Below are 26,593 nucleotides of genomic sequence, written 5' to 3' on the forward strand. Positions count from 1 at the left end.
GGAGGGGAAAATGCTTCAGGCAGGTGGCCACTGGCGCAACTGGGTCGGAAACCAATCATGTATCGTGCGCCATCGCGGCGCGCCGGAGAGCGAGGCGGCACTGGCGGAAATGGTGCGCGAGGCGACCGCGCAAGGGCTGAACGTGCGCTGCGCCGGCTCCGGCCATTCCTTCACGCCGGTGGCGCTTACCAGCGGGCTGCTGCTGACGCTCTCAAGCATGCAGGGCGTCGTCGGCATCGACTACGCGCGCAAGCGCGTGGCGGTGAAGGCGGGCACCACGATCAATCAGCTCGGCAAGGTACTGAAATCCAGCGGCCTGTCGCTGATCAATCAGGGGGACATCGATAGCCAGGCACTGGCCGGCGCGCTGACGACCGGCACACACGGGACCGGCGCGAGACTCGGCAACATGGCCTCGCAGATCGTCGGCATGCGCCTGGTACAACCGGATGGCAGCATTCTCGTCGTCGACGAGACCACACCGGACCTGCTCGAGGCGGCGCGGGTGTCGGTCGGCATGCTCGGCGTGATCTCCGAGATCACGCTGCAGGCGATGGACAGCTACAACCTGCATGAAAAACTCTGGCGCTGCACCTTCGACGAAATGATCGAACAGCACGACGAATTGGCCGCCAAGCACCGCCATTTCGGCTTCTTCTGGTGCCCGGTACCGGAGAGCCGGCATTGCTATTGCCTGCCTGACACGGCGCCGGTCTCGACGACGGACAGGACCTCCGACGTCTGCGAGATGAAGGTGATCGACATTACCGAGGAAGCACCGACGGAGCGCCGCTTCGAGAAGATCGCCTATTCCTCGGAGATCTACCCGATCGAGTATGTCCCGAACTTCCACGAGCTCGAATATGCGGTGCCCGTCGCCCACGGCAAAGAGGCGGTGAAAGCGGTGCGCAAGCTGATGCTGGAGAAGCACCCAACCTGCATCTATCCGATCGAGTACCGCTTCACCGCCGGCGATACCGGCTGGATCAGCCCCTTCTACCAGCAGGATTCGATCACGCTTTCGGTTTCCGGTGAGCCCGGCACCGACTATTGGGAATATCTGAAGGACGTCGATGCGATCCTGCGTCAATACGGCTCCCGGCCGCACTGGGGCAAACTTCACTTCCTCGGCGCCGAAGACGTCACGGCGCTCTACCCACGCGCCGGCGATTTCCGGGCGCTGAGGGCCAAGGTCGACCCGGAAGGCCGATTCCTCAACGACCACCTGCGCCAGCTCTTCGGATAGCGATCGCGCTGGCGCCGGCGTTCTCCTGTCCCCCAAACGAAAATGCCGCGCGAAACTCGCGCGGCATTTTCGAATTCTGACGAGCTGGATCAGGCCGTCGGAGCGTCGCCGTTCTCGGCAGCCACGGCCTTCGGGCCGCCCTTGGAAACGCCGACCATGGCCGGACGCAGCACTCGGTCACCGATGGTATAGCCGGCCTGAACGACCTGCAGCACCGTGTTGTTCGGCACGTCCGCATTGGGGATCTCGAACATTGCCTGGTGGAAGTTCGGGTCGAACTTCTGGCCCTCCGGCTCCAGCTTCTTGACGCCGTGGCGTTCGAGCGCCGCAAGCATCGAACGCTCGGTCATTTCCACGCCCTCGATCAGGGCGGTGAGGCCAGCCTCGCCTGCTTCCTTGGCCTCTGCCGGAATGGCATCGAGCGCCCGGCGCAGGTTATCCGAAACCGCGAGCATATCGCGGGCAAAACCGGCGACGGAGTAGGACTTCGCATCCTTGACGTCGCGTTCGGTACGGCGGCGCAGATTGTCCATCTCGGCGGCAAGCCGAAGGTACTTGTCGCGCAGCTCGGCATTTTCCGCCTTGGCGAGCTCCAACGGATCGGGCTCGACAACCGGCGCAGCTTCAGCGGCTTCGGCAGCATCCGGCGCGGCATCAACTACCTCGTCGGTGGCCTCGGGTCCGTGCTTGTTCGTATCGTCGGTCATGACGTTCTCCGCAGTGTCGTCTCTATCGTCCTTCGCATTTCCACGTCGCAAGCGCGAGCCTGCGTTTCAGCAAAAATGCCCTGTGACTGGATTTGAAGCCGATATCGAGGTTTGGGGGCGAAAAATCAAGGGTTCAATCACGCGCGCGACCAAAAGCGCGGCTTTAGCGGGAAAGCCGCGACATCAGTTGCGCGGTATAGTCGACCATCGGCACAATGCGGGAATAGTTGAGTCGCGTCGGGCCTATGACGCCGACCGCACCGACGATGCGGTCCTCGCCATCGCGATAGGGTGCCACGATCAGCGACGAACCGGAGAGCGAGAAGAGCTTGTTTTCCGAGCCGATGAAGATTCGGACACCCGGGCCGCTCTCGGCAAGATCGAGCAGCTCGATCAGGCTGTCCTTCTTTTCAAGGTCGTCGAAGAGCATGCGGAGCCGATCAATATCCTCGGCCCCCTCCAAGCCTTCCAGCAGGTTGGCCCGCCCGCGCACGATCAGCCGCGCCGGTTTCTCGTCGCCCTCACTGCCCGACCAGATGGCGAGGCCACGCTCGACGAGGTCCTGCGACAGCGCGTCGAGTTCGCCGCGCACCGTCTGCTTGACCTTCTCGAGCTGCGTGCGCACCTCGGCGATCGTCTGGCCGGCAAGATGGGCGTTGAGGAAGTTTGCCGCTTCGGTGAGCTGCGAGCTGGTGACCCCGGCCGGCAGTTCGATGATGCGGTTTTCCACCTGGTCATGCTCGCCGACGAGAACGGCAAGCGCCTTGGTCGGCGCCAGGCGGATGAACTCGACATGCTTCAGCACGGGATCGGCCTTGGCGGTGATGACGAGGCCCGCCCCGCGTGACATGCCCGACAACATCTGGCTCGCCTCGGCCAGCAAAGCGTCCACCGGCTGGGCATGGTCGCTGCGCCGAACCTGACGGTCGATCGACGCCCGGTCCTCGACCGAGAGATTGCCGACCTGCATGAAGGCATCGACGAAAAAGCGCAGCCCCGTCTGGGTGGGCAGGCGGCCGGCACTGACATGCGGCGAATAGATGAGACCGAGATCTTCGAGATCGCTCATCACATTGCGAACGGACGCGGGAGAGAGCGACATCGGCAGGAGTCGCGACAAATTGCGCGAGCCGAGCGGTTCGCCGCTCGCCAGATAGGTTTCCACGATGCGACGGAAAATTTCACCCGAGCGCTCGTCCAGCGCCGCGGCGATTTCCTTTGCTCCGGGACTGCGCAGTACCATGTCACTCCACACTTGCAGGCACATCCTGCCGTGCCCGGAATATAGTGATCCTGCTGGCCGATGGCAAAAGGGAAAAATCGCCCGGCCTCCCGGCCATCCACCGGTTCCATCTACCTCTGCCTTGCTCAACGGTGCCGCGCGATCCGTTGGGAGGCGCGAGAGCGAGATGAGGAAAAGCGTAGCGGTTTTCCGCCTGCATCCCGCTCCAACATACAGGAAACGGTCACGTTTATGATTTCGGGTCGAACTAACCCGAAATCATCGTGATCCAAGCTCGCCGCCGCACTTCAAGCTGCCGCATAATTTTGTCCCCAAGTCGATTTCGATTTAGGGAATTATGCAGTAGAAGGCTCCCCAGATACGATAGGAGTTGACGATGCGGCCATCCGGCAGAAAAACCGACCAAATGCGCAAGGTTTCTTTCGAGCGCAATTTCTCCAAGCACGCGGAAGGCTCCTGTCTGGTGCGGTTCGGTGACACGCACGTGCTCTGCACGGCCAGCCTCGAAGAGAAGGTTCCGGCCTGGCTGCGCAACGGCGGCAAGGGTTGGGTTACCGCGGAATACGGCATGCTGCCGCGCGCCACCGGCGAGCGCATGAAGCGCGAGGCGGCAAACGGCAAGCAGAGCGGCCGCACCCAGGAAATCCAGCGCCTGATCGGCCGGTCGCTGCGCGCCGTCGTCGACCTGCCGGCGCTCGGCGAACGCCAGATCTCGATCGACTGCGACGTCATCCAGGCGGATGGCGGCACGCGCACGGCCTCGATCACCGGCGCCTGGGTGGCGCTGTACGACTGCCTGAAGTGGATGGAAGCGCGCAACATGGTCAAGGTCGAGAAGGTGCTGAAGGATCATGTCGCCGCCATTTCCTGCGGCATCTTCGCCAACCAGTCGGTGATCGACCTCGACTATCTCGAGGATTCCGCCGCCGAGACCGATGCCAACTTCGTCATGACCGGCTCCGGCGGCATCGTCGAGATCCAGGGCACGGCCGAAGGCAAGCCCTTCAGCGAAGAGGAATTCGCGAGCCTGATGGGTCTTGCGAAGTCCGGCATCGCCGAACTGGTCGCGCTGCAGAAGCAGGCGATCGCAGGCTGACCGCAGGAGAAGATATGGCCCCGGCACTGGAAGGCATACTCGAGACTGCGCTCTATGCGGCCGATCTCGATGCCGCCGAGGCCTTCTACGGCGGCGTGCTCGGCCTGACGCGGATCAGCCGGGCGGGGAACCGGCATGTCTTCTTCCGCTGTGGCCAGGGCGTGCTTTTGATCTTCAATCCGGCCGAAACGGTAAAACCGCCGGCGCCGGACGCCGCGCTGCCGGTGCCGCCGCACGGTACGACCGGCCGGGGTCACATGTGCTTTCGCGTATCGGCCGAGGCACTCGACGCCTGGAGGGCAAAACTCGAAGCATCCGGCGTCGCCATCGAAAGCGATCTTCGCTGGCCGAACGGGGCGCGATCCTTCTATTTCCGCGACCCGGCCGGCAACAGCCTCGAATGTGCGGAACCGGGCCTGTGGTCCATCGAATGAACACGAAACGAGACACTATGCGCAAACTGGACAACAAGACGCTGATCGTCGCCAGCCACAATGCCGGCAAGATCCGCGAAATCCGCGACCTGATCGGCCCGCTCGGTTTCGAGGCGAAGTCGGCCGCGGACCTCAACTTCATCGAGCCAGACGAAACCGGCACCACCTTCGAGGAGAATGCGACGATCAAGGCGCTCGCCTCGGCCAAAGCTTCCGGCCTGCCGGCGCTTTCGGACGATTCCGGTCTTGCGATCGACGCGCTTGGCGGCGCACCCGGCGTCTACACCGCCAACTGGGCGGAGCGCGAGGACGGAAGCCGCGACTTCGCCATGGCCATGGAGAGGGTCGAAAAGGCGCTGCAGGAAAAAGGCGCAATCACGCCGGCCGAGCGCACGGCCCGCTTCGTCTCGGTGCTCTGCCTTGCCTGGCCGGACGGCCATGTGGAGCTCTTCCGCGGTGAGGTCGAAGGCCACGTCGTCTGGCCGCCGCGTGGCAGCCAGGGCTTCGGCTACGACCCGGTGTTCCAGCCGAAAGGCTACGAAACCACCTTCGGCGAGATGAGCGCCGACGAAAAGCACGGCTGGAAGCCGGGCGACGCAGAGGCCCTGTCGCACCGCGCCCGCGCCTTCAAGATTTTTGCCGAGACCTGCCTCGGAGCCTGATTGGAGCGGAATCAGGAAAAGTGCGGGCGGCTTTTCGCCCGCATCCCGCTCCCTTTGAAAAGTGACCATGAGAGACGCAACGATGCAGACGGCCACGCTAACGGCGATCGGTGACGGCATGGACCCCGGTTTCGGGGTCTATGTGCACTGGCCGTTCTGCGCGGCCAAATGCCCCTATTGCGACTTCAACAGCCATGTGCGTCACCAGCCGGTAGACCAGCCGCGTTTCGTTTCCGCCTTCCTGAAGGAGATGGAAGAAGCACGTGAGCTTTCCGGTCCGCGCAGCGTCACCAGTATCTTCATGGGCGGCGGCACGCCGTCGCTGATGGAACCGGCGACGGTCGATGCGATCCTGCAGGGGATTGCCCGCCACTGGCATGTGCCCAACGGCATCGAAATCACCATGGAGGCCAATCCTTCGAGCGTCGAGGCGATGCGCTTCCACGGCTATCGCGCTGCCGGCATCAATCGTGTCTCGCTCGGCGTCCAGGCGTTGAACGACCGCGACCTCAAGTTCCTCGGACGGCTGCACAATGTCGAGGATGCGCTGAAGGCGATCCGGCTCGCGCGCGAGATCTTCCCGCGCATGTCCTTCGACCTGATCTACGCCCGCCCCAACCAGACGGTCGAGGAGTGGGAGCGCGAATTGAAGGAGGCCGTGTCCTACGCGGTCGACCACCTCTCGCTCTACCAACTGACGATCGAAGAAGGCACGCCCTTCTACGGGCTGCACAAGGCCGGCAAGCTCATCGTTCCGGATGGCGAGCAATCGGCCGTGCTCTACGAGGCGACCCAGGACATCACGGCGGCGATCGGCATGCCGGCCTACGAGGTCTCAAACCACGCCCGACCGGGCGCTGAGAGCCGCCACAACCTCACCTACTGGCGCTATGGTGACTATGCCGGCATCGGCCCTGGCGCCCACGGCCGCCTCAGTGTCGGCCCCGGCAAGATCGCGACCGCCACCGAACGCAAGCCGGAGGAATGGCTGCGCCTTGTCGAAACCTACGGTCATGGCATGGTCGAACGCGAAGCACTCGATCTCGAAGCGCAGTCCGACGAATTGCTGCTGATGGGCCTACGCCTGAAAGAAGGCGTCGACCTCGCCCGCTGGCAGAGCCTCTCCGGGCGCGATCCGGACCCGGAACGCGAACAGTTCCTGATCGACAACGGCTTCATCGAGCGGCTCGGCAACTCGCGCCTGCGCTGCACACCGGCCGGCATGCTGATCCTCGATGCGGTGGTTGCCGACCTCGCCTGCCCCTGAGCCGACAGGATGCAATTCCGGACGGAAAACTGCGTCACACTTTTTCTGGAATTGCCTCCGGCGGTTTTCGCCGGCTGCGGCCTCAATCGAACGTCTCACCCGAAAGCGGCGTCGCCTGCATGGATGGCCGCCGCTCGAACGTATCGAACCAGTGGCTCAGCCGCGGGCGGCTGCGGAACGACGGCAGGTTGCGAAATGCCATCCAGGAGAGCGTCGTGGCGAGCGCGATCTGCCCGATATCGACGTCTTCCTCGGGCGACAGCGCCTGCTCCAGCCAATCGTAAGTCGCCTCGATCTTCTCTTCGTACCCCTTGGCGAGTTCCGGATACCGCAGGTGCTCCGGGCGCCTCTCCCATTCCCAGCGCAAACCGATGCCGGTTTGGGCGAGGACCTGCGCCACCGACTGCATGCGCAACGCCCGCCACCGCGGCTCGCCCAGTTCGGGGATCAGCTTGCGCCCGTGGTGCAGCGTGTCGAGATAGGCGCAGATGACATCGGAATCGAAGATCGGCTCCTGCCCCTCGCGTAGCAGCACCGGAACCTTGCCGAGCGGGTTTTCGGCGTAGACCTCGTCATTGCGGCGCGTCGGGCTGGTCTCGTGGTGGATGACCTCGAGCCGGTCGGCAAGACCGACCTCGTGCGCGAAGACGAGCGCCTTGCGGGCGAAAGGAGAATGGGTCTGATAGTAGAGGATCATCTTTGCCTCGCGGGATCCGGCGTGAATTCCTGTTCCCGCGAAGAGATATTGCATTGCGGCCGATAAAGGCGCTCTGTTTTAGCCGCCGTGCTGCAAGTTTGTATCGCGAAGCGTTACTTCATCGGATCGCCGTTCAGCCGGTTGAGCTCGATGCCTTTGGCCTGCGGCGATCAGCGCCGCATGCAGGCGTTTCGCAAATCTCCGGAACGCCGGAGAGGCCCGCGATGTAGTCTTCGACATGGTCGTCTTTCACGCGTTCAGTTGGGGCGGCGGTCAGCTCTTGAAGGGAATCAGGCTGCGCAGCCGCGGGTCTCTGAGCCACAGGCCGCCCCAGGCTATGACGCCGAGATAGAAGCCGAAGAGCAGATGGGTGAAGAGCGGGCTACCCGCCCGCAAATGCGTCGCCATGGCGCCACCGAGGTAGCCGGTGAGCAGAATGGCACCGAGGATCGACGTCCGCGGGAACACATAGAGCAGCGTGCAGAGAAGCGTCAGCACACCGAGCAGCCGCGCCAAGCCCGGATCCGTGGGGTAGCCGAGGGCAACCATGGTCTCGGTGACCACCTGAAGCGGCACGAGCTTGATTGCCGCATCGAAGACGAGGAACGCGACGAGCACGCCACTCAGGACGCGGCCGAAGATGACGGACTTTGCCGTCGGAACAGGCATGACAAGACTGGTGTTCATTGGTGTCTCTCCTTGGATCTCGTTTCGGTCCAAGGACGAAGCTGCGCGACCGATCCCGACAGAGCCACCGAACTTTTATCTCTTTTCGGCGCGACCGCTTTCGATGCCCGGCTCCTCGCCGAGCTTGTCGAGTTGCATGCGGATATAGGCGCACTCGGCGGCATTGGTCGCAAGCGCGATGGCATGATCGAATGCGACGCGCGCCTCGCGAACCTTGCCGAGTTGCTTCAGGAGGTGTCCGCTGAGGCCGTGGAAATAGAAGTAGCCGGACAATTTGTCGGCCAGCGGCTCGATCATGGCGAGCGCTGCTTGCGGGCCGTCGCGCTTCGATACCGCCACGGCGCGGTTGAGGGTGATCACCGGCGAGGGCTGCAGCCTTTCGAGCGCCTGGTACAGCAGATCGATTTGCGCCCAGTCGGTGTCCTCGGGGCGCTCGGCCCGCGCATGCAGGGCGGCGATCGCCGCCTGGATCTGATAGGCGCCGGGCTGGCGATGGCGCATCGCCCTGTCGATCAGCGCCAGCGCTTCGTTGATCAGCGGCCGGTCCCACAATCCGCGGTCCTGATCTTCGAGCAGGATGACTGCCCCATCGGCATCGAAGCGGGCGCGTGCGCGGGAATGCTGGATCATCATCAACGCCGTCAGCCCCATGATCTCCGGTTCCGCGGGAAAGAGCTGCAGCAGCAGGCGCCCAAGGCGGATCGCCTCCTCGCAGAGATCGGCCGAGACGCTTTCCGGGCCGTTCATCGCCGAATAGCCTTCGTTGAAGACGAGATAGATCATCGTTGCGACGGCGGCGAGCCGGTCGGCACGATCGGCCGCATCAGGCGTCTCGAAGGCAAGGCCAGCGGCCGCGACGCGGGACTTGGCGCGGGTGATACGCTGCTCCATCGCCGCTTCGCTGACGAGAAAGGCGCGAGCGATCTGCTTGACGGAAAGGCCCGAGACGATGCGCAACGCCAGAGCGATCTGTTGCGTGGCGGGGAGTGCGGGATTGCTGCAGACGAACAGCAGGCGAAGAATGTCGTCGCGATACTGCGACCCATCCAGCCGGTCAGCGAGATCGTTTTCCTGATCCTCGAGGTCGGAGAGCATTTCTTCGGGCGGCAGCGCCGTCTCGCGTGACTGGCGCCGGACCTTGTCGATGCCGCTGTTGCGGCCGACGAAGATCAGCCACGCCGCAGGATCGCGCGGCGGTCCGCTCTTCGGCCAGGTCTTCAAAGCCCGGATGCAGGCCTCCTGAAACGCTTCCTCGGCCGTATCCAGATTGCGGAAATAGCGCAGCAATGCGCCCACAGCCTGCGGCCGGGCTGAAACGAGTGCGAGGTCTATCCAGGCGGTGTCTGTCATGAAGCAAGCTCACTGGGTTTGTAGAGGGCGAGAGGTCGGATTTCGTAGGAGCCGGCAGCCGGATTGGCGGCACTCAGGTCACGGGCAAAGTCGAGCGCTTCGTCGAGAGACGCGCAATCGACGACATAGAAGCCGAGCAGCTGTTCCTTCGTCTCGGCAAACGGGCCATCGGTGACGATCGTCTCGCGATGGCTGTGCCGAAGCGTCATTGCTGCCGCTGTCGGCTGCAGGCGCGCCACTGGTCCAAGCCTGCCGGCCTCGGCATATTTGCTTTGGACGGCTGCGAGATCACGCATGACCTTTTCGTCCTGCTCTTTGCTCCAGGCACTCGTGACATCTTCTTGGTTATAGCAAAACACGGCGTAAAGCATGGAACTCACCTGCTCCTCGGTTCAAAGACGATGCTGTCGACAGATAGCCGACAACGCCTGTGAAAAATACAGGGCCGGTAGTGCTTTCGCCTACCGGCCCGCAAGACGTGTGAGCGTGAACGTTCAGACGTTCTCGCGGCATTCCAGGTTGGGCTCGACGGCCGGCCGACGCAAGAGGCGGAGAAAGCGCCCATCGATCGCCGCGAGGCCGGCCGCAATCAGCGCCATGCCCAAGAAATGCTTGGGCTCCAGCGTCTCGCCCAGGAACATCGCGCCGAGCAGGATGGCGCTGACCGGGATCAGGAAGGTGACAAGCATCAGGTTGGTGACGCCAGCCGTCTCCAGGATACGGAAGAAGAGGACGTAGGCGAGCGCGGTCGAGACCAGGGCGATACCGACGATCGCTGCCCAGACGTCGAGGCCGGGCATGGCGAGCGTCCAGGGATGATCGACGAGCAGCGACAGCGGCACCAGCATCACGCTGGCTGCCGAGACCTGGCCGGTCGCGGTGACCAGCGGTGCAACGCCCATGCGCTTGAAGCGGCGGGCAAAGACACCGGCCAGCGAATAGGAGAGCGCCGCGCCGAGAACGGCGAGCTGGGCAAGGAGGTTCGAGCCGAGCCCACCGAGTGCCGCCGGACCAATCATTACGGCAACACCGAGGAATCCGACGACCACGCCGGCGAAGCGGTTGACGGTCAGCTTCTCGTCGTCGGTCAGGAGATGAGCCACGATCACGCCGAAGAGCGGCGTGGTGGCGTTGAGGATCGAGGCGAGGCCGCTGGCGATATGCGTCTGCCCCCAGACGATCAGCGAGAAGGGAATGAGATTGTTGAGCAGTCCCATGCCGAAAAACGCCAGCCACACGCGCGGATCCCGCGGCATCGACAATCCGGCAAAACGCACGAACAGGAGCAGCGCGGCCGCCGCGAGACTGACCCTCACCGCCACGATCGTAAAGGGCGGCAGCGCCCTGACGGCGATGCCGATGAAGAAGAAGGAGCCGCCCCATAGGATGGACAGCAGGACCAGCATGCCCCATTCCCGGGCGCCCATGACCTTGGCGTGAGTTGCTTGCACCACGACCGTAACCCTCTTTGTTTGCCTGACTAAATCATAGCGGCTTCGGTTTCCTTGACATTGTGCCATTAATCTCAGGATATTAGGCACAGAACAAACGATCATTTCTCGACGTATGATTGAGTTTGGCTAAACCATGGCGACATCCCTGCCCTCACTCGCATCGCTTCGCGCCTTCGAGGCAACGGCGCGACATTCCAGCGTCACCAAGGCGGCACGCGAACTCAATGTCACGCCCGGGGCCGTCAGCCTGCAGGTGCGGGAGCTGGAGCAGACACTCGGCGTGACGCTCTTCGAGCGGCGGCCGAGGCAACTGGTCCTGACGGAAGACGGCAGCATCTATTTTTCGACGCTCCGGCGGGCATTCCGCATGATGCGGGAGGCGACCGAAGAGCTGACCGCACGCAAACGTGCGCCGGTGCTGACGGTGAGTTGCACGCCGACCTTCGCCGCCCAATGGCTGGTGCCGCGCATCGGCGCTTTCGAACAGCAGGTGCCTGGAATCGATGTCCGCATCAGCACCACGAACCGTCTGACGGATTTCGACAATGACGGCGTCGACGTCGCCGTCCGGCACGGGCTCGGTCGCTATGACGGTCTCGTCAGCGAACGCCTGATCGACGACGACCCGGTGCCGGTCATCCACCCGGCGCTCAGGGCCAAGCAGCCGCTCGACACACCCAGCGACCTCGCCCGCCATGCGCTGCTGCACGACGTGCACCGCCAGGACTGGCGGCTGTGGCTGGCGGCGGCGGGGGTCGAGGGAGTGGACCCCGGGCGCGGGCCGGTCTTCGTCAACAGCAACGGCGCCATCGAGGCGGCGAAAGCCGGAGACGGCGTCGCGCTGGTGCGGCTCTCCCTGGTGGCGCGCGAGCTTGCGGAAGGCCTGCTGGTCGCCCCCTTCCCCGAGGGCGTGATGACCGGCCTTGCCTATCACCTCGTCTACCCGCCGGCCGCCCTCGACCGACCGCCGGTCGTCGCCTTCCGCACCTGGATCATCGCGGAAGCGCGGGCACAAGAGATCATCGAGGATCAGACGATCAGGTCGGCGCAACGACCGACGTTGAAAGCGGTGCGCTAGAGCATCCCGCTTTCATGTGGAATCACTGGAAGCGGAAAGATGCTCTAGAATCAAAACGCTAGAGCGTCCTTTGTGCGTTCATATGAACGCACGGCGCTCTAGAATCCAAACGAAAAAGGCCCGGAAAGCCGGGCCAATTTCTTGAAACAGTCGGCCGCGACTATTCGTTGATCAGCCGCTTCAGAAGCTCGATCTCGTGGCTGAGCTTGGTATCGCCGGCGATCAACTCTTCGATCTTGCGCACGGCATGCAGCACCGTCGTGTGGTCGCGTCCACCGAAACGACGGCCGATCTCCGGGAAGGAGCGCGGGGTCAGAGTCTTCGACAGATACATGGCGATCTGGCGCGGCTTGACGATGACGCGGGTGCGGCGATTGGAGACGAGTTCCTGGCGCGAGACGTTGTAATGTTTGGCGACGACGCGCTGAATATCTTCGATCCGAACGCGGCGCGGCTCGCCGGCATTGACGAGATGGCCGAGCAGTTCATCGACGCGCTCGATCGAAAGCTGCGGCTCGAAGGAGCGGCGGAACAGGAGCTGGTTGAACGCGCCTTCCAGTTCGCGACCGCTCGCCGTCACGTTACGGGCGACATGGCTCAGGATATCGCCGGGGATGTCGAGCGATCCGTCTTCCTGGCGGGCGACTTCCAGCCGGCGCTTCAGCATTTCGAGGCGCATGTCGTAGTCCGGGCCGTCCATCTCGATGGCGACACCACCCTGGAGACGGGAACGAACGCGGCTGTCGAGCGACTCCAGCTCCCACGGCGCGCGGTCGGCGGCGACGACGACCTGCTTGGCGGAATCGAGCAGCATGTTCAGGAGATGGCAGAACTCGTGCTGGATCGACTTACCCTGCAGGAACTGCATGTCGTCGATGATCAGAAGATCGATGTTGCGCAGCGACTCCTTGAGCGACAGCGCATCGTTGTCGCGAATGGCGGTGGCGAAACGCCACATGAAATATTCGGCCGTCAGATAGACGACGCGCGGTGCACGCGCGCTCTGCAGCGCCTGGATGGCGATCGCCTGCAGGAGGTGCGTCTTGCCGAGACCGACGCTCGAATGGATGAAAAGCGGATTGAACCGCACCGCACCGGCACCGGCTTCGGCGATCGTCCGGGCGGCGGCAAGCGCCACGCGGTTCGAGGATCCCTCGACGAAGTTCTCGAAGTTATAGCGCTGGTCGAGCGGCGAGCCGAAAAGCGGCGCCTGGGCCGGCTTCTGAACGCTCGCGACCGCGGCTGCGGCAACGGTTGCGACCGGCTGCGCTGCGGCCGGACGGCGCGCAGGTGCGGCCGGAGCAGCTTCGGCTGCCTGCGGCAACGCTTCTTCCTGTGTCGTCGACCGGGCGCCACGGGTCGCGGTCCGCACCAGGATCTCGACCTTCAGAATCTCGCCGTCTTCCTGCTGGAAGATCGAGGTGATGAGATCGAGATAACGATTGTTGATCCAGGACTTCAGGAACGTGGTCGGCACCGAGAGACGCACGACGCTCTTGGATACGGAATGGAGCTTCAGACGCCCAAACCAGCTTGCGAAGACATCCGGACCGACTTGAGCCTTGAGACGCGCACTTACCCGCTCGAACAGTGCGTCGTGCCTCATGTCGAATTTTTCCCCCGCCGCCTGAGATAGATTGCTTCCGGCTTGGAATGCGTCTCCTTCTTTCTGAAGTGCGCCCGCCGTCACCAAATTCATCTGCATTTTGCCGCCTTCCATTCATGTTCAGATGCCGTCATCGCTGCCGGCGTCATCTCTTATGTCCGTCGCCTGCGGCGCCTCGGAAGGCCATGCCGCATTCGCCGAACGTCACAGTCGCAGTCAACGCCGGGCTCCTCATCTCCCGCCTCGCTGCGCGCTACGCGCATCCGCCCGCCCACCTGTGGCCGGAGGATGTCCCCTCGCGCCTCTTGTCAACAATCCTCCGGTGCGCTTCCCGCACCGCCTCGGATCCTCCTCCTCGTCAACAGCTCTTCGCACCCTCGTACGAAGCGTCGAGCCGCGCGTTGGACCTTTGCCGTCCGTCGGGTGCCGCTTGCACCCGCCGTCGACACATGAGCCCCCGTCACAACCATAGGACGAAAGCTTCTCATCCGGAGTGGAACGAACCATCCGGTTTTTCACCTTCGACTTGTCTGATTGAACGACGTGGAGCCGCCCTGATACAAGGGACAGAAACATCGAAACCATTTCTTCGAAATGGCGTCTTCTGCTTCCTTTACAGATGTGGTCCGTGTCCCCTGTGAAGGGCATTTAGGCAGGATCGATGGGCAAGATCAATCGCGATTTTTAAGCAACCTTAAGCACTGACCGTTGACTCTCAGCCTGCCTTTTGCTTGCCGCATTCCGAGTCCGCGAAGAATCGCTGTTGAATCAAGGGTTTTGATTTTTCGGCCTTTGCTTAGCTGGCGAAAAAGAAAAAAAATAAAAAATCGCTTGACTCATTCCGGGGTCAGAGGAGCCCCAGCCAGAGACATCCTTCTGACAAGGACCTCTCGTAAGTCATTGAATTTGTTTAAAAAATTTTGTCATCGCACTGACACAAGGTAATACTGCCGGATTAACCATCGCGATGACAGAAGTATGAATCCGAAAAGCCCGGCGCAAGGGCCGGGCTTTTCATTAACAGATTTTTCTTAGCCGGATTAGGCCGAAAGCGACTTCACGCGCTGCGCGAGACGCGAAACCTTGCGCGATGCAGTGTTGGCGTGCAGGACGCCCTTGGTGGCTGCGCGCATCAGCTCGGGCTGAGCTGCCTTGAGCGCTGCGGCTGCAACTGCCTGATCGCCGGTAGCGATCGCTTCTTCGACCTTGCGGATGAAGTTGCGAACGCGCGAACGACGGGCCTTGTTCACTGCGGTGCGGCGTGCGATCTTGCGGGTCGCCTTTTTCGCCGAAGTTGTATTGGCCATTGGTGCCTCTCTTCGAAAACTGACATTAACTCCGCCCTCGCCGTGCCGGGTCACTGCGACCTGTCATCAAAGCAATTCGGGAGTATTTCCGGAAAGCCCAGATGGCGTTCCAAACTGAGGGCGGCGTATAGCGGGAAACGGCCGCCCCGTCAACGCGCAATTTCCAGAATCTGCGAGTCCCCTTTGGCTTGGATCACGATGGTCTTGGGTCGGATCGACCCAAGACCATAACGCGATCGATACTCCCAAGCCTTGAGCGGAGGCAGACGGAAAATCGCGTACACTTTTCCTCATCCCGCCCTAGCGGTGCTTGAACTCCGGCTTGCGCTTGGCGACGAATGCGGCCATGCCCTCCTTCTGGTCTTCGGTCGCAAACAGCGAGTGGAAGAGCCGCCGTTCGAAACGAAGCCCCTCGGCGAGCGTCAGCTCCAGCGAGCGGTTCACCGCCTCCTTCGCCATCATGACCGCCGGCAGCGAGAAGGATGCGATCTTCTCGGCAGCCGCCAGCGCTTCCTCCATCAGTTTTTCCGGCGCCACCACACGCGAAACGAGTCCCGCGCGCTCCGCCTCCGCCGCATCCATCATGCGGCCGGTGAGAACCAGGTCCATCGCCTTCGCCTTGCCGACGGCACGCGTCAGGCGCTGCGAGCCGCCCATGCCGGGAATGACGCCGAGGGTGATTTCGGGCTGGCCGAACTTCGCGGTCTCGGAGGCGATGATGAAGTCGCACATCATCGCCAGTTCGCAGCCGCCGCCGAGGGCATAGCCGGAGACGGCTGCGATGACCGGCTTGCGCGCCGCGGCCACTTGGTCCCAGCCGCCGATGAAGTCGCCGAGATAGCTGTCGACGAAATCGAGCGACTGCATCTCCTTGATGTCGGCACCGGCGGCAAAGGCCTTTTCCGAGCCGGTGACGACGACGGCGCCGATCTCCTTGTCGGCGTCGAAGGCCTTCAGCGCCGCCGCGAGCTCGCGCATGACGGTCGAATTCAGCGCATTCAGCGCCTGCGGACGATTGAGCGTCACGAGGCCGACGCGGCCGCGCGTTTCGACCAGCAGCGTTTCGTAGGTCATTCCTGTTTCCTCCGGTTCATTTGAGACGCCAGGCCGCAGACGGCCGGCGTTCATTTCTGGCAATGCGGGCAATAGAAGGTCGAGCGGCCCGCCTGTACGATACGGGCGACCGTACCGTTGCAGCCCGGCGTGCGGCAAGCCTCTCCTTCGCGGTCGTAGACGGAGAAGGAGTGCTGGAAGTACCCCAGCGATCCGTCCGCCTGGATATGGTCCTTCAGCGACGAGCCGCCGGCGACGATGGCGTCAGCGATGACTTCGCGGATCGCATTCGTCAGTCGCAGGAGCCCGTCCTTCGGCTTGCCGCGCTTGTCGACGAGTTCCCCCGCGGGCTTCAAGGGAGACAGGTGTGAGCGCCAGAGCGCCTCGCAGACGTAGATATTGCCGAGGCCGGCGATGTTCTTCTGGTCGAGCAATGCCGCTTTCAGCGGCTGCGCCTTGCCGGAAAAGCGCGCGGCAAGATAGGCGGCATCGAGCGCGTTTCCGGTCGGCTCCTCGCCAAGCGCGCGGAAATAGGCGTGGCTTGCCACGGTGTCGCGGCGGGCAAGATCCATGAAGCCGAAACGGCGCGGGTCGTTGTAGATCACCCGCACCGGGCCGTCGGCACCGTCGAGATGGAAGATGACGTGATCGTGCTTCTCGTCCTTGCCGCGCGGATGATGAAACTCGCCCGGCGTCGCCGCAGCCGGTCCTGCCTCGATGCGGAAGGAACCGGACATGCCGAGATGGGCGATGATCACGTCGCCCGCTTCCAGATCGATCATCAGGTACTTCGCGCGGCGCGACAGCGAGACGATTCGTTGGCCGGAAACGGTCGAGGAAAAATTCTCCGGAAACGGGAAGCGTAGGTCCGCTCGGCGCAACTCCGCATTGACGATCCGCGCGCCCTCCATGGTCGGCGCCAGGCCGCGCTTGACAGTTTCGACCTCGGGCAACTCCGGCATGAATGCACTCCTGCGATCTCGGCCACCGGGATGCGGCGGCTGGCATTTCCTTGGCGGCCTTCTTATCCTATAGGGGTGCGCTATGCCGCAGGCGCGGTCCCGTCCACGAGATAGCGCGGATGGGGCCTTTTCGCTATGGTGCCGGAAAAATTGGTTCAGATGGAGTTCTTCGTATGACGGATCAGCGCGTATCGGCCGATGGCGGCATGGAAACATCCTTCGGTTTCCGCAACGTCGACGCCGGCGAAAAGCAGCCGCTCGTCAACGACGTATTCCACAAGGTGGCGAAGCGCTACGACATCATGAACGATGTGATGTCGGCCGGCCTGCACCGCGCCTGGAAGGACGCGATGATCGCCGCGCTCAACCCGCCGCGCCGCGAAGACTACAGGGTACTGGACGTTGCCGGCGGCACCGGCGACATCGCCTTCCGCATGATCGAGGCGTCCGACCGCAAGGCGCATGCGACCGTGCTCGACATCAACGGCTCGATGCTCGCCGTCGGCGCCGAACGGGCGGAAAAGAAGAAGCTTTCCGCCAACCTCGATTTCGTCGAGGCCAATGCAGAGGAACTGCCCTTCGAGGCGAATTCCTTCGATGCCTATACGATCGCCTTCGGCATCCGCAACGTGCCGCGCATCGACGTGGCGCTGAAGGAGGCATACCGCGTGCTGAAGCGCGGTGGGCGCCTGCTGGTGCTGGAATTCTCCGAGGTGGAGATGCCGCTGCTCGATCGCTTCTATGACGCCTGGTCGTTCAACGCGATCCCGAAGTTCGGCAAGCTGATCACCGGCGACGAGGCTCCCTACCAATATCTGGTGGAATCGATCCGCAAGTTCCCGAACCAGCGCGACTTCGCCACCATGATCACGCAGGCCGGCTTCTCGCGCGTCTCCTTCACCAATTACACCGGCGGCATCGCAGCGCTGCATTCCGGCTGGAAAATCTGATCCCGATGAGCACGCCTGGAGCATATGTCCGCCTCGCGCGGATCGGCTGGGTTCTCGTGCGCGAAGGCGTCGTCTCGGCCATCCCATCGGAGCATCTGCCGCCCTTTGCCCGCTTCGCCCAGAAGGTGGCGGGGCTGCTCGCGCGCCGCAGGGTGCTGGGCGAGGAACGCAGCGACCGGCTGTCGCGCGCCGTCGCCCGCCTCGGCCCCTCCTATGTGAAGATCGGCCAGTTCCTGGCGACCCGCCCCGATGTTGTCGGCGCGGAGTTCGCGGCCGACCTGTCGCTGTTGCAGGACCGCATGGCGACCTTCCCGCAGATAGAAGCCAAGGCCGCGATCGAAGGTTCGCTCGGCCGGCGGGTCGATGACCTCTATGCCGAATTTTCCGAGCCGATGGCGGCTGCCTCGATCGCGCAGGTGCATCCGGCCATCGTGATGCGCGACGGCGGACCCGAAAAGGTCGCGGTCAAGGTCATTCGCCCCGGCGTGCGCCAGCGCTTCGCTTCCGACATCGAGGCGATGTATCTCGTCAGCCACATGCAGGAGCGCTTCCTGCCCTATACGCGGCGGCTGAAGCCGGTCGAGGTCACCAAGACGCTGGAACAGACGACCAAGATCGAAATGGATCTTCGCCTGGAGGCCGCCGCCCTTTCGGAGCTTGGCGAGAATACCAAGGACGATTCCGGCTTCCGCGTGCCGAAGGTCGACTGGGAACGGACCGGCCGCGACGTCGTCACCATGGAATGGATCGACGGCGTCAAGATGTCGGATATCGAGGGGCTGAAGGCTGCCGGCCACGACCTCAACCAGCTCGCCGAAACGCTGATCCAGTCCTTCCTGCGGCACACGCTGCGCGATGGCTTCTTCCACGCCGACATGCACCAGGGCAACCTCTTCGTCGATGAAGCCGGCCATATCGTCGCCGTCGACATGGGCATCGTCGGAAGACTTGGAAAGAAGGAGCGCCGCTTCCTGGCGGAGATCCTGTTCGGCTTCATTACCCGCGACTACCAGCGAGTCGCCGACGTGCATTTCGAGGCGGGCTACGTGCCTTCGCACCACGATGCGGCGAGCTTCGCCCAAGCGATCCGCGCGATCGGCGAGCCGATCCACGGCCAGCCGGCCGAAACCATCTCGATGGCGAAGCTCCTCACCCTGCTCTTCGAGGTCACCGAACTCTTCGACATGCAGACGCGCCCTGAACTGGTGATGCTGCAGAAGACCATGGTGGTCGTCGAAGGGGTCGCGCGCACCCTCAACCCGCGTTTCAACATGTGGAGGGCGTCCGAACCGGTCGTCGGCAAATGGATCCGCGACAATCTCGGACCGAAACGCATCGTCACGGATTTGCGCGACGGCCTGCATGCGGCACTCCGGCTTGCGGAAGCCGCCCCCGAGATCGCCGCCCGTACGGAAAAGTTCTCCAGCGAGATCATGGCGATGAGCGCGAACGGTCTACGCTTCGACGCGGAAACCGCGCATGCGATCGGCAAGGCGGAAGCCAGACACACGCGCTCCGGCCGTATGGCGCTGTGGCTGATCGCCGCCACGCTCGTCTACATCGCCTGGCAGGTGACCTGATCGGCCTTCACGCCGGGCGTTCGGCGTGTTCTGCGGACTTGTCTTTCCACTTTCGCTTGCTATTCTTCCGCCATGGACAATCGCTCGATGACCGCAATGGTGCTTTGCACGCATACCCCAGGGGTGTGCGGGAGACCTGTTGCGCTGAGCTGAGCGAGAAGTCCCCCACCACCCCTGCCGAGGCGAGCAGGGTTGGGTCCTGTTTCCTCGGACGAAAGAGAGGAAACAATGACCGAAACGCACGCTCCTCCTGACATCAGCATCCGCGCGGCGCGCGTCGTCGACTGGGAGGCCGTTGCCGCCCTGATGAACCAGCCGGGCATCCGATCCGGAACACTCCGTTTGCCCTTTTCCACCCCGGAGCAGACACGCAAGTGGATGGAAACCCGATCGGATGACGACACGGTCATCGTTGCCGAACGCGACGGTCGGATCGTCGGCATGGCGGGCCTGCATCGCAGCAAGGGACGGCGCCACCATTCGGCCGCCCTCGGCATCAGCGTCGACGACAATCACCGCGGCGAAGGAATTGGTAAGTCTCTACTTACAGCCCTGATCGACGCTGCCGACAACTGGCTGGGCATCAGCCGCATCGAACTCACCGTGTTCACCGACAATGAGCCCGCGATCGCACTCTACCGCAAGGCGGGCTTCGAGATGGAGGGCACACACCGGGCCTATGCGCTTAGGAACGGTGCGCTGGCGGACGTTTTCGCCATGGCGCGTATCCGCACGCCAGCGGCACAGCGCGTCTAGCGGAAAAACCCCGAACTTCGGCAGCCGACAACCGCTGCAGCCGGCGGATCGCGGTCCTCCGCAACCGACGGCTACAGCCTGTTCCATCCGGAACTGCGAATATATCGGCCCCGTGCGATCTTCTCCCCATGGATGACGAAGGTTCATCCCAACCAACCCAGAGGAGAGAACATCATGCGCAAGTTCATCATCGCAGCCGCTGTTGCCTTCACCGCCGCCGTCTCCTTTGCCGCCCCTTCACAGGCCGGCGGTTTCTCGATCGGTTTCGGCCATGGACACTACGGTCATGGCTGGGGTGGGCATGTCGGCTATGTCGGCGACTACTATGGCGGCCCCTATTATTACGAAGATGAGCCCTATTGCTTCATCAAGAAGGTCAAGCGCTACGACCACTACGGCAACGTCTACTTCAAGAAAATTCGCATCTGCCGTTGATTTTCGGCAAGGGCGCGGGGCAAGAAGCCCGGTCGGTTTTCCGACCGGGCTTTTCCATTCCGGCAGCCCATCCGCCGACAGTCAAAAGGATTCCGCTTCGAGGAAAACTGTAGTAGCTCCTAGCTCCTATTCCTGGTCATTCTGAATTCCGCATCGAGGAGCATCGGATATGGATCTTGGCATCGCTGGAACACGCGCGCTGGTGCTCGGCGGCAGCAAGGGACTGGGCCGCGGCATTGCCGAGGCGCTGGCGAACGAAGGCGTCACCGTTGCATTGACCGGTCGCGATGCCGCATCGGCGGCCAAGGTGGCAAGCGACATCGGCCCGTCGGCGCGGGGCTACGCGCTCGACCTCTCGAAACCCGAACTGCTCGACGGACTGCTGGATCAGCTCGAAGCCGATTTCGGCGCGATCGACATTCTGGTGCTGAATGGCGGCGGACCGCCCCCTTCGGCTGCCTCGACGATCGAACCCGAATTTTGGCGCGCGCAATTCGAAACCATGGTGCTGGCCGGCATGCGCATCACCGGACGGGTGCTGCCTCACATGCGGGAGCAGCAGTTCGGACGCATCATCGCCGTCGCCTCCACCAGCATCCGCGAGCCGATCGTCGGGCTGACCGCCTCGAACGCGCTCAGAAGTGCGGTCGCCGGCTGGCTGAAGACGCTTGCGGGCGAGGTCGCAGCCGATGGCGTGACCGTCAACCTGCTTCTCCCCGGGCGGCTTGCCACCGACCGCACGCTGAGTTTCGACCGGATGGACGCGGAGAGCGAAGGCGTCGATATCGCAACGGTCGCGGCGCGCAGTCAGCGGGAAATCCCGCTCGGACGCTACGGCACACCGGCGGAATTCGGGGCAGCCGCGGCCTTCCTCGCCAGCCGTCAGGCAAGCTACGTCACCGGCGTCGCACTCCCGGTCGATGGCGGCCTCAGCCGCTCGATGCTCTGACGCAGCGCAGAACCTATCCACCTGTGGCAGGTGTGATCCAATCGTCAGATCACACCTCGCCTGCTGCCCGACGGTAGCATGCAGCCGGCCGCCACAGGCAACATCATTCAGATTTCCACTTTAACTCATTCATACATTTAATTTCCAGATAGATGCTCTGCCACCTATGATCCGCGCGGAGGGCCAATGCCGGGCGCGGGAGACGTTCGGCAAAGACGTGTGTCTTGCGCCCTTGAAAAGGTCACGGACCAGTTCAGGTAAGTACGAGATCGCAATGAGCGAGAGCGGTACCAGGCACAGCCACCCTCAGGTTCCGAACCCGCTCTCAACCGAAATCGCTGCGGTCGGTGGGTGCGTCCGACCGATCGGCATGATCGGAAAGACGAAATGCGACAAAGACTTTTCGGCTCGCTGGTCGGCGCATCGATCGCCGCCCTCAGCCTTGCACCTGCAGCCGTGGGGGCCTCAATGCTCGAAACCCAGCTGATTTCCGCTGCCGAAGCCGGTGATGCGGACAAGATCAAATCGCTGCTGCAGCAAGGCGCGAGCGTCGAGACCCGCGATGCCAGCGGCGCAACGGCCCTGCTCGTCGCCACCCATGAAAACCGTGTCGCTGCGGCGCGCGCCCTGATCGGGGCCGGCGCGGACGTCAACGCCAAGGACAAGATCCAGGACAGCCCCTATCTCTACGCCGGCGCGCGCGGTCATCTCGAAATCCTGAAGCTGACGCTCGCGAATGGCGCCAACCTCAAGAGCACTAACCGCTATGGCGGCACCGCACTCATCCCGGCATCCGAGCGCGGCCATGTCGAGACCGTCAAGACGCTGATCGAAGCCGGGGTCGACGTCGACCACATCAATCGGCTCGGCTGGACGGCGCTGCTCGAGGCGATCATCCTCGGCACCGGCGGCGAAAAGCACACCGAGATCGTGCGGCTGCTGATCACGGCCGGCGCCGACGTCAACCTTGCCGACGGCGACGGCGTCAGCCCGCTGACCCATGCGCGCCAGCGCGGCTACGACCGCATTGAAAAGCTGCTGGTCGACGCCGGCGCCCGTTAGACCGTTTCGCTCATGGAACCGACGGAACGATCGAACCTCTGAATTTACGCAATTCCGGACGGAAAGCCGCCTCACACTTTTCCAGGAATTGCTCTAGCGGGAGTCTCCCATGAACCAGGAACAGACCTATCTGGCCGAGGCGGTGACGCTCGCCCGCCGCAACATCGAGAAAGGCGGTCGCCCCTTCGGCGCGGTCGTCGTCAAGGACGGCAAGATCGTCGGCCGCGGCGTCAACGAGATGCTGTCGACCGGGGACCCGACTTCGCATGCGGAACTCAACGCGCTGCGCGCCGCCGCTCAAAATCTTCGCTCCCCGCGGCTCGAAGGTGCCGCTGTATACGCCAGCGGCCAGCCCTGCCCGATGTGTCTGGCGGCCATGCGCATGGCCGGGATCACCGAGATTGCCTATGCGCATTCGAACGCCGATGCCGAACCCTTCGGGCTCTCGACCGCAGCGATCTACACCGAACTGGCAAAGCCGCTCGCCGAGCAGGCCATGCGCTTCCGCCATGTGCCGGTCGACGACAGCGCCGCGGTGCCGCTCTATGCAGCTTGGCAGGAGCGGCAGGGGACGGATTAGCCGGCAGCCCAATCCCGGGGGCAAGCGCAGCCGTCGCATTGCGAGACTGTCCGAGGTGGCCACGACCGGTGGCCGCCCCAGGCTTTCCGTACAGGTCCAAGCGGAGGGGAAAAGCCAGTACCCTCACCGCTTCATCGGCCGACGGTGGCTGATCCCCCTTGCCTTGCACACGCGCTGGATGTAGTCGCAAAGGGAATCTCGCGCTCGATTTCCCTCGTTCCGCATTCCGCAAGGAGCGGAGCAACCTCCAGCCTGCAGGTGCCTGCGATGAATGCCTATTCCGAAAACGCCGGCCGCCATGTCGCGCTGCTTCTCATCGCAGGCTCCGGCGTGGTGACCATCGCCAAGGGCATGAGCCTGACGTTCCTGGCGATCCGCCTGCAGCGTGATTTTGGTCTCGGTCCCGCAGGCATCGGCGCCCTGATCGGCGCCGGCCCGCTGCTCGGCGCAATCGTCAGCCCTTTTGCCGGCACGCTGTCCGACCGCATCGGCCGAAAAGGGGTGCTGACCGCAGCGCTTCTCATGGCCGGTCTGGCGCTGGCAGGGCTCGGACTGGCGCAATCGATCGCTGCTTTCGCGCTGGCGCAGATCGTTTCCGCCGTCGCAGGCGCCGTCTATGAACCGGTTGCACGTGCCTTGATGAGCGACGCGGCGCCGGCGCATCTGCGCCTCAAGGTCTTCTCCTGGCGCTATCTCGCCATCAATGCCGGTTGGGCCATCGGGCCGTTGATCGGCGTATGGGTGGGCGCCGCCTATTCGACGCTCTTCGTCAGCGCCGGCGTCATGCATGCAGCCTTCGGCCTGACGCTCTTCTTGACGGTGCCCGAAGCCGGCAGCGGGCAGATGACGCAAACCAAGGGGTCATCACAGGCTGCCGGTGGCTGGCGCGAGCTTATTGCCGCCCTGCGCGACCGGCGGCTGGTCTTCTTCGTGATCGGCGGCACGCTGCTGCTCGCCGTTCATGGTCAGTGGTCGGTGACCCTGTCGCAGTATCTCAACACCGATTTCGCGGATGGCGTCGCTCTCTTCGCGCTCCTGGTTTCGACCAATGCTGCAACGGTGCTGATCGCCAGCACGCCGGCTCGATTCGTCATCGAAAGGATCGGTGCGCTGCCGGCGCTGTCGCTCGGCTGCCTCTTGTTTCTGATTGGCGAAATCGGTTTCGCAGCCTCGTCCGAGGCGGAAATGCTCATCGCCTCGATGATCCTCTTCACCATCGGCGAGGTGCTCGTCGTGCCCTCGGAATATGTGTTGGTCGACGGTATTTCCAATGCCGGCAACCGCGGCACCTATTTCGGTGCGCACTCGCTGTCGTCGGTTGGAAATTTCCTCGGGCCGCTCATCGGCGGCCTCGCACTTGGCGCCGTCGGGGGCGCCGGCATGTTCCTGCTATTCGCGCTGCTTTCGGCAGCCAGCGCGCTTCTGTTTGCGGTCGGTCACTCCATGCCGCCGCCGCACCCCGGGGCGGCACGCGCCGATGCGTCCGATAGTGGCGCCCTCCACGGGGACCTTCTGCGGCTGGGTCAATTCGGATAACGCCGTTATCCGCCGTTTGTTGGCCGCGACGCGCTGATCTGCTGCTGCACCCGCTCGAGCGGCCCCGGGGCGAGGGCAGCCGGTGGCTGGTACGGATTCGAGAAGGCATAGATCAGGAACAGGATGATGCCGGTATAGGCGCCGAAGAGACAAAGCAGCAGCAGATTGCGCCGCATCGGCGGGAAGGAATAATAGGCGAGCGCAATGAAGATGACGCCGGAAAGTGCCGCGAACCAGAAGATGCTGTCGATCGAGTCCGCGACGTTACTTTCCCGCTTGGTTCGGCTTTGCGATATGTCATGCAGGCGCTCCAGCATCTGACTGCGCAGGCTCTCCTGGCGCTTGTCGCCCGGCATGAGGTTCAGCACCTGCTGGTAGGCACGATCCCATTGAACCCAGGCCCCGGGTGAAAGCCGACCCTTGTCCGCCAGCGACTGCCATTCGCCATCGATCACCTCGGCCGCATAGGCGGCGATCGCCTGCTGGATCGGCGTCTTGATTGCTTCGCCATAACGTTCGGCATCGTAGAAAATATCGGCGATCGCACCGGCTTCCGTCGCCATTTCGTACTTGAGCTGCTGGTACTCGACCATCTCCTGCGCGAAGACGAGCGCGAGGATCAGGCCATGCAGCGCGGAGATACGGAAGATGACGGAACTCGCAAGTTCCTTTTCGTGCCCTTTCGCCTCGCCGCCCATGATCAGCCGCATCAGGAAATAGGCCGCGAGCGTCAGGCCGACCGTACCCAAGACAAACAGGGCACCAAGAAACATTTCGCCAAGCATTTCCCCTCCACGTCCTTCGCCACGGGTGACCGCCGGCAATACTGAGCGTGCAGCCCTGGAAACACAACGCTGAGCTTTATCGGCGCGTACGCGCGGCGACTGTGCTACGAAGGGGCGAAACGCAATGTTTGCATTGGCTGCCACCATTTCGCATGCCAGCCTACGGCGCCGCACTGAAACAGGAGTAAAAACAACGTCATGACGGCTCCGACCGAACAGGCTGTGCTCAAACAATCGATCGCCGCGACCATCGTCGTCGGCACGACGGGCGTGCTGTTTGGCCTGTTATCCGGATCGGTCTCGATCGTGTTCGACGGGGTGTTCTCCGCCGTCGACGCCTCCATGACGCTGCTGGCGCTCGGCGTGACGCAGCTGATCCCGAAGCAGAGCAAGCGGTTCCAGATGGGCTTCTGGCACATCGAGCCGATGGTGCTGCTCTTCAATGCCGGGCTGCTTACACTGCTTTCGTTCTACGCGATGGTGAACGCCGTAGGGTCAATTCTGTCGGGCGGAAACCAGCTCGCCTTCGACTGGGCGATCGCCTATGCCGCCGTCGTCGTCGTGATCTGCCTCGTCATGTTCTTCTACATACGCCGGGCGAACCGGCCGATCGGTTCGGAGTTCCTGGCGCTCGACGTGCGCGCCTGGGCGATGTCCGGCGTGATCACGGCCGCCCTCCTGATCGCATTCCTGACCGCGGCCACGCTGAAGGGCACGGCTTACGCGCACTGGACGCCCTATGTCGACCCGACGATCCTGATCGTGCTGACGCTCTGCCTGATCCCGCTGCCGATCCGCACGGTCTTCCAGGCATTGAAGGAGATCTTCCTGGTCGCGCCCGCCGAACTCGACGAGCGCGTGCGTCAGGCGGCCGCCAACGCCGTCGCGCGCCACGGCTTTGCCGATTATCGCACCTATGTGGCCAAGGTCGGGCGATCCAAGATGATCGAGATCTATCTGATCGGCACGCCGGAAACCAAGGTCGGCACGCTCGCCGAGCTCGATCGGATTCGTGCCGAGATCGGTGTAGAGATCGGCGACCCCGGCCACGACCGCTGGCTGACGATCGCCTTCACCGGAGAGGTGCAGTGGGCGGAATGACCCGCGCGGC

Annotated in this window: 27 protein-coding genes; 15 read left to right on the forward strand and 12 right to left on the reverse strand. The window is 63.3% G+C overall.

The genetic code is table 11. The features are described 5' to 3' along the window. Positions 1–10 precede the first annotated feature (10 nt). On the forward strand, positions 11–1,246 hold the full coding sequence (locus AC0C6X_RS03590) for a D-arabinono-1,4-lactone oxidase (protein WP_247958223.1): 1,236 nt from the start codon (positions 11–13) through the stop codon (positions 1,244–1,246). A gap of 89 nt (positions 1,247–1,335) precedes the next feature. Here the strand turns inward: AC0C6X_RS03590 and grpE are convergent, their stop codons facing one another. Together grpE and hrcA are read right to left on the reverse strand one after the other, a co-directional pair. Further along, a complete protein-coding gene (gene grpE, locus AC0C6X_RS03595) occupies positions 1,336–1,953 on the reverse strand; it encodes a nucleotide exchange factor GrpE (protein WP_247958224.1) in 618 nt (205 codons plus the stop codon). Positions 1,954–2,116: 163 nt separating this feature from the next. Next, positions 2,117–3,196: a heat-inducible transcriptional repressor HrcA gene (hrcA, locus tag AC0C6X_RS03600; RefSeq protein WP_472951944.1), complete on the reverse strand. Its 1,080-nt coding sequence runs from the start codon at positions 3,194–3,196 to the stop codon at positions 2,117–2,119. A 376-nt stretch (positions 3,197–3,572) separates the two neighbouring features. On the opposite strand from hrcA, the gene rph reads away from it, so the two are divergent. The 4 genes from rph (at position 3,573) to hemW (ending at position 6,655) form a co-directional block, all read left to right on the forward strand. Beyond that, positions 3,573–4,292: a ribonuclease PH gene (rph, locus tag AC0C6X_RS03605; protein WP_113132032.1), complete on the forward strand. Its 720-nt coding sequence runs from the start codon at positions 3,573–3,575 to the stop codon at positions 4,290–4,292. Between the two features lie 14 nt (positions 4,293–4,306). Then, positions 4,307–4,726, forward strand: a complete 420-nt coding sequence (locus AC0C6X_RS03610; RefSeq protein ID WP_247958225.1) for a VOC family protein — start codon at positions 4,307–4,309, stop codon at positions 4,724–4,726. Between the two features lie 17 nt (positions 4,727–4,743). Beyond that, a complete protein-coding gene (gene rdgB, locus AC0C6X_RS03615) occupies positions 4,744–5,388 on the forward strand; it encodes an RdgB/HAM1 family non-canonical purine NTP pyrophosphatase (RefSeq protein WP_173515326.1) in 645 nt (214 codons plus the stop codon). An 82-nt stretch (positions 5,389–5,470) separates the two neighbouring features. Further along, positions 5,471–6,655, forward strand: a complete 1,185-nt coding sequence (hemW, locus tag AC0C6X_RS03620) for a radical SAM family heme chaperone HemW (protein ID WP_247958261.1) — start codon at positions 5,471–5,473, stop codon at positions 6,653–6,655. Between the two features lie 82 nt (positions 6,656–6,737). Here the strand turns inward: hemW and AC0C6X_RS03625 are convergent, their stop codons facing one another. From AC0C6X_RS03625 to AC0C6X_RS03645, 5 genes are all read right to left on the reverse strand, one after another. Next, on the reverse strand, positions 6,738–7,352 hold the full coding sequence (locus tag AC0C6X_RS03625) for a glutathione S-transferase family protein (protein ID WP_247958227.1): 615 nt from the start codon (positions 7,350–7,352) through the stop codon (positions 6,738–6,740). A 273-nt stretch (positions 7,353–7,625) separates the two neighbouring features. After that, complete coding sequence (locus tag AC0C6X_RS03630) at positions 7,626–8,039, reverse strand: DoxX family protein (RefSeq protein WP_247958228.1); 414 nt, start codon at positions 8,037–8,039, stop codon at positions 7,626–7,628. 75 nt (positions 8,040–8,114) lie between these two features. Continuing rightward, on the reverse strand, positions 8,115–9,389 hold the full coding sequence (locus tag AC0C6X_RS03635; protein ID WP_247958229.1) for an RNA polymerase sigma factor: 1,275 nt from the start codon (positions 9,387–9,389) through the stop codon (positions 8,115–8,117). Beyond that, positions 9,386–9,760, reverse strand: coding sequence for a YciI family protein (locus AC0C6X_RS03640; RefSeq protein ID WP_247958230.1), 375 nt, complete (start codon positions 9,758–9,760; stop codon positions 9,386–9,388). Before AC0C6X_RS03640 ends, AC0C6X_RS03635 begins: the two co-directional genes overlap by 4 nt. A 123-nt stretch (positions 9,761–9,883) precedes the next feature. Next, entirely contained in the window at positions 9,884–10,816 is a 933-nt protein-coding gene (locus tag AC0C6X_RS03645; RefSeq protein ID WP_247958262.1) for a DMT family transporter, read from the reverse strand. 160 nt (positions 10,817–10,976) lie between these two features. Between AC0C6X_RS03645 and gcvA the strand changes: the two genes are divergently transcribed. Continuing rightward, positions 10,977–11,921, forward strand: a complete 945-nt coding sequence (gene gcvA / locus AC0C6X_RS03650) for a transcriptional regulator GcvA (protein WP_247958231.1) — start codon at positions 10,977–10,979, stop codon at positions 11,919–11,921. Positions 11,922–12,081: 160 nt separating this feature from the next. Here gcvA and dnaA read toward each other — a convergent pair whose 3' ends face one another. From dnaA to mutM, 4 genes are all read right to left on the reverse strand, one after another. Continuing rightward, a complete protein-coding gene (gene dnaA / locus AC0C6X_RS03655; protein WP_246304251.1) occupies positions 12,082–13,527 on the reverse strand; it encodes a chromosomal replication initiator protein DnaA in 1,446 nt (481 codons plus the stop codon). Positions 13,528–14,567: 1,040 nt separating this feature from the next. Continuing rightward, complete coding sequence (gene rpsT / locus AC0C6X_RS03660; protein ID WP_034797494.1) at positions 14,568–14,834, reverse strand: 30S ribosomal protein S20; 267 nt, start codon at positions 14,832–14,834, stop codon at positions 14,568–14,570. Between the two features lie 300 nt (positions 14,835–15,134). After that, positions 15,135–15,908, reverse strand: coding sequence for an enoyl-CoA hydratase (locus AC0C6X_RS03665; RefSeq protein ID WP_173515320.1), 774 nt, complete (start codon positions 15,906–15,908; stop codon positions 15,135–15,137). A gap of 50 nt (positions 15,909–15,958) precedes the next feature. After that, entirely contained in the window at positions 15,959–16,849 is an 891-nt protein-coding gene (gene mutM / locus AC0C6X_RS03670; RefSeq protein ID WP_472951945.1) for a bifunctional DNA-formamidopyrimidine glycosylase/DNA-(apurinic or apyrimidinic site) lyase, read from the reverse strand. 173 nt (positions 16,850–17,022) lie between these two features. Here mutM and ubiE point away from each other — a divergent pair, with 173 nt between their 5' ends. From ubiE to AC0C6X_RS03710, 8 genes are all read left to right on the forward strand, one after another. Beyond that, positions 17,023–17,799: a bifunctional demethylmenaquinone methyltransferase/2-methoxy-6-polyprenyl-1,4-benzoquinol methylase UbiE gene (gene ubiE, locus AC0C6X_RS03675; protein WP_472951946.1), complete on the forward strand. Its 777-nt coding sequence runs from the start codon at positions 17,023–17,025 to the stop codon at positions 17,797–17,799. A 5-nt stretch (positions 17,800–17,804) separates the two neighbouring features. Further along, positions 17,805–19,379, forward strand: a complete 1,575-nt coding sequence (ubiB, locus tag AC0C6X_RS03680) for a 2-polyprenylphenol 6-hydroxylase (RefSeq protein ID WP_472951948.1) — start codon at positions 17,805–17,807, stop codon at positions 19,377–19,379. A 228-nt stretch (positions 19,380–19,607) separates the two neighbouring features. Then, positions 19,608–20,135, forward strand: a complete 528-nt coding sequence (locus tag AC0C6X_RS03685) for a GNAT family N-acetyltransferase (RefSeq protein ID WP_173515316.1) — start codon at positions 19,608–19,610, stop codon at positions 20,133–20,135. Positions 20,136–20,309: 174 nt separating this feature from the next. Then, positions 20,310–20,570 carry a hypothetical protein gene (locus tag AC0C6X_RS03690; RefSeq protein WP_173515315.1) on the forward strand — a complete coding sequence of 87 codons (261 nt, stop codon included), beginning with the start codon at positions 20,310–20,312 and terminating at the stop codon, positions 20,568–20,570. A gap of 169 nt (positions 20,571–20,739) precedes the next feature. After that, positions 20,740–21,519 (forward strand): SDR family oxidoreductase, encoded by a 780-nt coding sequence (locus AC0C6X_RS03695; RefSeq protein ID WP_173515314.1) that lies wholly within the window; start codon positions 20,740–20,742, stop codon positions 21,517–21,519. 468 nt (positions 21,520–21,987) lie between these two features. Beyond that, positions 21,988–22,581 (forward strand): ankyrin repeat domain-containing protein, encoded by a 594-nt coding sequence (locus AC0C6X_RS03700; RefSeq protein ID WP_472952113.1) that lies wholly within the window; start codon positions 21,988–21,990, stop codon positions 22,579–22,581. A gap of 109 nt (positions 22,582–22,690) precedes the next feature. After that, positions 22,691–23,161, forward strand: a complete 471-nt coding sequence (locus AC0C6X_RS03705) for a nucleoside deaminase (RefSeq protein ID WP_173515313.1) — start codon at positions 22,691–22,693, stop codon at positions 23,159–23,161. Between the two features lie 267 nt (positions 23,162–23,428). Next, positions 23,429–24,697: an MFS transporter gene (locus AC0C6X_RS03710; protein WP_472951950.1), complete on the forward strand. Its 1,269-nt coding sequence runs from the start codon at positions 23,429–23,431 to the stop codon at positions 24,695–24,697. Between the two features lie 5 nt (positions 24,698–24,702). Here the strand turns inward: AC0C6X_RS03710 and AC0C6X_RS03715 are convergent, their stop codons facing one another. Further along, positions 24,703–25,482, reverse strand: coding sequence for a bestrophin-like domain (locus AC0C6X_RS03715; RefSeq protein ID WP_472951952.1), 780 nt, complete (start codon positions 25,480–25,482; stop codon positions 24,703–24,705). Between the two features lie 198 nt (positions 25,483–25,680). Here AC0C6X_RS03715 and AC0C6X_RS03720 point away from each other — a divergent pair, with 198 nt between their 5' ends. Continuing rightward, positions 25,681–26,583: a cation diffusion facilitator family transporter gene (locus AC0C6X_RS03720; protein ID WP_472951953.1), complete on the forward strand. Its 903-nt coding sequence runs from the start codon at positions 25,681–25,683 to the stop codon at positions 26,581–26,583. Positions 26,584–26,593: the final 10 nt, after the last annotated feature.

It is taken from the genome of Ensifer sp. VA4 (assembly GCF_055710065.1).

What these genes read in the sequence shown, in the direction of transcription:
- AC0C6X_RS03590 (WP_247958223.1), top strand. Translation starts at nt 11, where the DNA reads ATGCTTCAGGCAGGTGGCCACTGGCGCAACTGGGTCGGAAACCAATCA.
- grpE (WP_247958224.1), bottom strand. Translation starts at nt 1,953, where the DNA reads ATGACCGACGATACGAACAAGCACGGACCCGAGGCCACCGACGAGGTA.
- hrcA (WP_472951944.1), bottom strand. Translation starts at nt 3,196, where the DNA reads ATGGTACTGCGCAGTCCCGGAGCAAAGGAAATCGCCGCGGCGCTGGAC.
- rph (WP_113132032.1), top strand. Translation starts at nt 3,573, where the DNA reads ATGCGGCCATCCGGCAGAAAAACCGACCAAATGCGCAAGGTTTCTTTC.
- AC0C6X_RS03610 (WP_247958225.1), top strand. Translation starts at nt 4,307, where the DNA reads ATGGCCCCGGCACTGGAAGGCATACTCGAGACTGCGCTCTATGCGGCC.
- rdgB (WP_173515326.1), top strand. Translation starts at nt 4,744, where the DNA reads ATGCGCAAACTGGACAACAAGACGCTGATCGTCGCCAGCCACAATGCC.
- hemW (WP_247958261.1), top strand. Translation starts at nt 5,471, where the DNA reads ATGCAGACGGCCACGCTAACGGCGATCGGTGACGGCATGGACCCCGGT.
- AC0C6X_RS03625 (WP_247958227.1), bottom strand. Translation starts at nt 7,352, where the DNA reads ATGATCCTCTACTATCAGACCCATTCTCCTTTCGCCCGCAAGGCGCTC.
- AC0C6X_RS03630 (WP_247958228.1), bottom strand. Translation starts at nt 8,039, where the DNA reads ATGAACACCAGTCTTGTCATGCCTGTTCCGACGGCAAAGTCCGTCATC.
- AC0C6X_RS03635 (WP_247958229.1), bottom strand. Translation starts at nt 9,389, where the DNA reads ATGACAGACACCGCCTGGATAGACCTCGCACTCGTTTCAGCCCGGCCG.
- AC0C6X_RS03640 (WP_247958230.1), bottom strand. Translation starts at nt 9,760, where the DNA reads ATGCTTTACGCCGTGTTTTGCTATAACCAAGAAGATGTCACGAGTGCC.
- AC0C6X_RS03645 (WP_247958262.1), bottom strand. Translation starts at nt 10,816, where the DNA reads ATGGGCGCCCGGGAATGGGGCATGCTGGTCCTGCTGTCCATCCTATGG.
- gcvA (WP_247958231.1), top strand. Translation starts at nt 10,977, where the DNA reads ATGGCGACATCCCTGCCCTCACTCGCATCGCTTCGCGCCTTCGAGGCA.
- dnaA (WP_246304251.1), bottom strand. Translation starts at nt 13,527, where the DNA reads ATGAGGCACGACGCACTGTTCGAGCGGGTAAGTGCGCGTCTCAAGGCT.
- rpsT (WP_034797494.1), bottom strand. Translation starts at nt 14,834, where the DNA reads ATGGCCAATACAACTTCGGCGAAAAAGGCGACCCGCAAGATCGCACGC.
- AC0C6X_RS03665 (WP_173515320.1), bottom strand. Translation starts at nt 15,908, where the DNA reads ATGACCTACGAAACGCTGCTGGTCGAAACGCGCGGCCGCGTCGGCCTC.
- mutM (WP_472951945.1), bottom strand. Translation starts at nt 16,849, where the DNA reads ATGCCGGAGTTGCCCGAGGTCGAAACTGTCAAGCGCGGCCTGGCGCCG.
- ubiE (WP_472951946.1), top strand. Translation starts at nt 17,023, where the DNA reads ATGACGGATCAGCGCGTATCGGCCGATGGCGGCATGGAAACATCCTTC.
- ubiB (WP_472951948.1), top strand. Translation starts at nt 17,805, where the DNA reads ATGAGCACGCCTGGAGCATATGTCCGCCTCGCGCGGATCGGCTGGGTT.
- AC0C6X_RS03685 (WP_173515316.1), top strand. Translation starts at nt 19,608, where the DNA reads ATGACCGAAACGCACGCTCCTCCTGACATCAGCATCCGCGCGGCGCGC.
- AC0C6X_RS03690 (WP_173515315.1), top strand. Translation starts at nt 20,310, where the DNA reads ATGCGCAAGTTCATCATCGCAGCCGCTGTTGCCTTCACCGCCGCCGTC.
- AC0C6X_RS03695 (WP_173515314.1), top strand. Translation starts at nt 20,740, where the DNA reads ATGGATCTTGGCATCGCTGGAACACGCGCGCTGGTGCTCGGCGGCAGC.
- AC0C6X_RS03700 (WP_472952113.1), top strand. Translation starts at nt 21,988, where the DNA reads ATGCTCGAAACCCAGCTGATTTCCGCTGCCGAAGCCGGTGATGCGGAC.
- AC0C6X_RS03705 (WP_173515313.1), top strand. Translation starts at nt 22,691, where the DNA reads ATGAACCAGGAACAGACCTATCTGGCCGAGGCGGTGACGCTCGCCCGC.
- AC0C6X_RS03710 (WP_472951950.1), top strand. Translation starts at nt 23,429, where the DNA reads ATGAATGCCTATTCCGAAAACGCCGGCCGCCATGTCGCGCTGCTTCTC.
- AC0C6X_RS03715 (WP_472951952.1), bottom strand. Translation starts at nt 25,482, where the DNA reads ATGCTTGGCGAAATGTTTCTTGGTGCCCTGTTTGTCTTGGGTACGGTC.
- AC0C6X_RS03720 (WP_472951953.1), top strand. Translation starts at nt 25,681, where the DNA reads ATGACGGCTCCGACCGAACAGGCTGTGCTCAAACAATCGATCGCCGCG.